This is a genomic window from Polynucleobacter sp. 35-46-11, assembly GCF_002281105.1.
Genome location: NZ_NCFJ01000193.1, coordinates 1 through 4,284 on the forward strand (window position 1 = coordinate 1; position 4,284 = coordinate 4,284).

Here is a 4,284-nt window from a genome sequence, read left to right on the forward strand (position 1 = left end):
TATCAAACAGCAGATAGACGCTGCACAAAGAAAGGTCAAAAAACCAGTTTGTAATATAACGGCTAATGAGACTGGGCTTGTTGCATCAACACAGTAGATTGCGGTGCAACGCATAAGCAGATAATGCCATGGGTTAAGCAGTTCCCGTTCATACGCAAACCAATGCGTGTAATGGGTTGGGAGTTTAAAACATCTTTATCCCGTAAAAACCAATCTACTGTGTGTGCAGGGACTTTTTACCGTCAAGCACCATGCAACGACTACTAGCGACAGAGTATTTCTCCGCTATAGCCGTTGTATGACCAGAACATTCTCCGTCAAGCTAACTGCACCAAAAGCAACTGCGTTGCTTTCGGCTTTCTTTTATCGTGTTCTCAATTAATCAACAGAAAGAATGTGTGAGCGAAAACGAAGTTTTTGCGAGACACAAGCAAACGCAGTTTGCTTTCACATTACTAGTTAGATGTAATTCACCAACACTACAGGTCTACTACACCTGCGAAAACTACAGTACAAAAATACAGGACTACGAACTGATTTTTGGCAGCACTACGCAGCAACACCTCAAAACACCTGCATACACGCAGATCAGGGCGGCAAAAAAAACAACACCAGCAAGAATACGTGCACACGCTACAGCGTTATTTTGATATGTTGCATGTGCTGTCGTCTAAATGCCACGAATAAAACACCTGTGCATGTAAATTTGCGCTAAATACATGACCAAATAGAATGCACAAACTCTTTGGTCAGTGGCGTAAGTAGTTGTTTTGTATAGAAACGCATGACATGAAACCCACATACATGTTCAGGTTGCTCTGCTGCCACATAAGAATACATACTAAAAACGTACACATTATTTGGAGAAACCCATGGCACAAGCAAAATCACTCACCCAGCAAGATATTGATGCAGTTTTAAATTACATCACTACACGTACATACGCAACCCGTAATCGGTTGATGTTTTTGTTTACGGTCTTAGCAGGGCTTCGCGTATCGGAAGTCGCGCAATTAACGGTAGGGGATGTGCGCAATACGGACGGTAGCATTAAGACGCAGGTGTTTTTATCGGCGCAGCGTGTCAAGCATGGGCATGCACGTACGGTGTTTGTCAGTACGCAGTTGCAGCGCGAACTTAGCCTGTACTTGACAGCACGTAACTATGCACAAGGTGATATTAGTGATGACATGCCACTATTTCATACGCTACGTGGTATTCGTAATGCATTTACTGCTTCCACACTGACCCAGCACTTTCATTACTTGTACCGTCGTGCACGGGTATTTGGTGCTAGCAGCCATTCAGGTAGACGTACATTCATTACCAACTTGAGTAATTCGGGCATCAGTGTGTTTGTACTTGCCAGTTTAGCGGGACACAAGAACATTGCCACCACCAATCGTTATGTTACGGTGAATGACGAGCAAAAACGACGTGCCGTAGACTGTTTTAGTTTGCAGGTGGCTTAACTAAGTGCGTAACTTCAGTGCTGCAAGTCGTTCTTTGAGCATTTCAACAGAACGCTCCAAACCATGATCATTGGCATCTGCAATGTGTTCTTGACTGTACAGTAACTCCAGCGCAACTTGTACCAATGCTTCTCGTTGTCGCCAATATTGCCGCAGTCGCTGACCAACTGCAGGTGCAAAAGATGTCTGTGCAAATTTACTTTTACTCCCACGAATGCGCGGAACACCTGTAATGCAAGCATCAGGCTCAAAACCCAGTTCACAATTGACGTCACGATCTAACCAACGTTGTATTTCATGTGATTGTTGTGCATCAGGCATGGGATTACGTAGCGGATTAGTATCAATTGCATTAGTGATCAGCATGACTGCTTCTTCGTAGCAAGATTCTGCTTTTGTTTCCATGCGCTGAAATGCTGTTTTGCCATTAGCATCGCGTTTAATAGAACGACGAAACAAGTTAGCAAGACGAGTATATTTGTCACCGTCTTTTACATACTGCATGTAATCATACAAAACACTGGGCATGCTTTCTGTTGTGCTCCAATCACTTTCTACATGTGACATATCCCAGTCGTAGCTTTGTAGATATTCCAAATAACACTCATTTCCCAATGCCGCAAGCATTTTTTGTTTTGGCACAGCACGCTGTGCAATCACAGATACCAGTGCAGCTTTGATTAAGCGTAATGATGCGTACTCCGTATCATTGATTAAGCGAAAAGGAATATCACGCAACGCATTGTAAGTAAGTTGATGTATGTACTGGCTATCATCAATGCTGCTACTGCATTTGATGGCGCGTAAGTCAAACAACACAGCGTACTGCAATGTACGCTGTGCATGCTGTTTAAACTTTTCTGCGTCGACTAGTGCTTTTGCGGGGTGCAGAACGTGATGATTTGGCTTTCATGACGCTGCGCAAGTCAGTTGCACTAAAACTGTGCGTTGTAATCAATCTTTTCACAGTTGCCAAATCTTCTTCACGTGTTTGCGTCAACAATGCTTCAATCTTTGCATTGAGTTCGGCTTGTGCCTTTTGTGCTGCTGCTAATTGGTCGCTAGCAGATTGCGAAGATGAAGTCATTTCAGTCATATCATTCCCCATTTAGTTATTGATTACAGAATTGTTATCAATATTAGAAAATATAAATTAAATCTTAACAAGTGTAATAGGTACAAACGCTATGAATTATCTTCTGCTGTGCAACATACCCACATTCATTTCTGGTGTAAGTTGACTTGCGTAAAAGCGTTCAATCATTTCCACGCTTGTACGTGCATTACGCGCCAGTGTCAGTAAATCAATTCCACGTCCGTATAACAACCTATATGTAATTGCTGTGTGTCGTAACGAATACAATGTGCGTCGCTGTCCAAGTGCGCCAAATCGTAATCCTGTTGCAAGCAGTATCTTTACGAAATACTTGTCAATCAATTGCATTGCAGCAGCACGGTCTTTAATCTGCGGTAAAAACAAATAGTCATCTGCAGTTGCCAAACCTTGCTGGTCGTAATAACTACGCAGATGTTCATATATGCGTACAGCAGATTGCAATGTAATAACTGGTGCAGAGTGACGCTTGGTTTCAGGAATGGTTAAACGCAAGTAGATGTGACCATTACGTATCACTTCAATATGCTTATGTTGCATTAGTTTCATATCAACTGGTCGTACAAAACTGTTAACCATAAAACCAATTAACCAAGTCATTTCGCGTGGAATATTAGCGTCTGGTGCAAACAAGTTATTGTGTTTGGTGCGATGTGTGACTTTGATTGGGTCACACACTTGGTTTGCTAATCGTTTGCTGGCACGCAGTAGCGCACGATACTCTGTAACACTAAATCCGCCACGTGGCGTGCTAGATGATTTAAGTTTGGGGAATGTGGGTATTTTTTCAATCCAACCATGTTTAAATGCGCACTCCAATACTTTGTGTAGCGCATTTAAGTATTGTGTAATGGTCATGGACTTGTATTGTTTGTCACTTAGAAAATACAAGAAGCGTTCTATGTCAGTGTGTTTGATGTCAGCAACTTGCACAGCCCCAAAATACGGCAATACCCACTTGCGTATGCGTGACACCAGCATGACGTATGTGCCGTTGGTAATCTCGTCACGCTTGACACGTGCTGTTTCATTAGCAAGCATGATGTTGGCAACGTTGTTGACTGATAAATCTTGTGTGTTTGCAACAGCACCTTGTGCAATTACGCCTGTATCTATTAAACGCTGTTCATAAAATAATTTAGCCAGTTGCAAAGCGTGTCGCTTACTGGTTGTGCGCAAACTACGTATCACTGTCTTGTTATCAAAGTAACAGCGCACTTGCCAGTAGCTACTTGCATTGGTCAAAAAGATACGTAACTTGTTTGGATAACTGGGCACATAGGTAATAGTGTGCAAGATTGGAAGCGTGCGACAACGTTTCGCGTAAAAGAATTCGTCGTTTGCCGATTTGGATTGCATATTGCAAGCGTACTGTCGCACACCAAGTTATGCGACCAGTATATTTTTCCGCAAATTTTTGTACACCAAAACTCTACCATTTCAAAATCATTTACCACTGTTATAAAAAGCAAACACGTTTTAGAAAAACGTTTGCACTTTGTCGCACAGTCCCCAGTGTGCGACAGCGACACTCAAACTAATGGGCAAGTAATGCGGTGTTAATGGAGCAAGTTAGTGATGTGCACATTCTTGACAATTTTTATGGAGATTTAAAGAATGAAAAAATCGCTATTAGCAGTTGCAGCAATGACAGCATTTGCTGGCGCAGCTCAAGCTCAGTCATCAGTGACTGTTTAC

4 protein-coding genes are annotated in these 4,284 nt (G+C 42.4%); 1 reads left to right on the forward strand and 3 read right to left on the reverse strand.

The annotated features are described in order from the left end of the window. Nucleotides 1-872: 872 nt before the first annotated feature. Nucleotides 873-1,472, forward strand: a complete 600-nt coding sequence (locus tag B7Y67_RS11545) for a site-specific integrase (RefSeq protein WP_293598769.1) — start codon at nt 873-875, stop codon at nt 1,470-1,472. Here B7Y67_RS11545 and B7Y67_RS11550 read toward each other — a convergent pair whose 3' ends face one another. The 3 genes from B7Y67_RS11550 to B7Y67_RS11560 all read right to left on the reverse strand — a co-directional run bounded on the left by B7Y67_RS11550 (nt 1,473) and on the right by B7Y67_RS11560 (nt 3,966). Beyond that, nucleotides 1,473-2,288 carry a hypothetical protein gene (locus B7Y67_RS11550; protein ID WP_293598770.1) on the reverse strand — a complete coding sequence of 272 codons (816 nt, stop codon included), beginning with the start codon at nt 2,286-2,288 and terminating at the stop codon, nt 1,473-1,475. It abuts the gene before it with no gap. A gap of 34 nt (nt 2,289-2,322) precedes the next feature. After that, nucleotides 2,323-2,568 carry a hypothetical protein gene (locus B7Y67_RS11555; protein WP_280767491.1) on the reverse strand — a complete coding sequence of 82 codons (246 nt, stop codon included), beginning with the start codon at nt 2,566-2,568 and terminating at the stop codon, nt 2,323-2,325. 96 nt (nt 2,569-2,664) lie between these two features. Next, a complete protein-coding gene (locus tag B7Y67_RS11560) occupies nt 2,665-3,966 on the reverse strand; it encodes a phage integrase SAM-like domain-containing protein (RefSeq protein ID WP_293598771.1) in 1,302 nt (433 codons plus the stop codon). Between the last annotated feature and the right edge of the window lie 318 nt (nt 3,967-4,284).

Bases quoted from the DNA above. Each gene is read 5' to 3' on its own strand.
- B7Y67_RS11555 (WP_280767491.1), bottom strand. From the start codon at position 2,568: ATGACTGAAATGACTTCATCTTCGCAATCTGCTAGCGACCAATTAGCA.
- B7Y67_RS11545 (WP_293598769.1), top strand. From the start codon at position 873: ATGGCACAAGCAAAATCACTCACCCAGCAAGATATTGATGCAGTTTTA.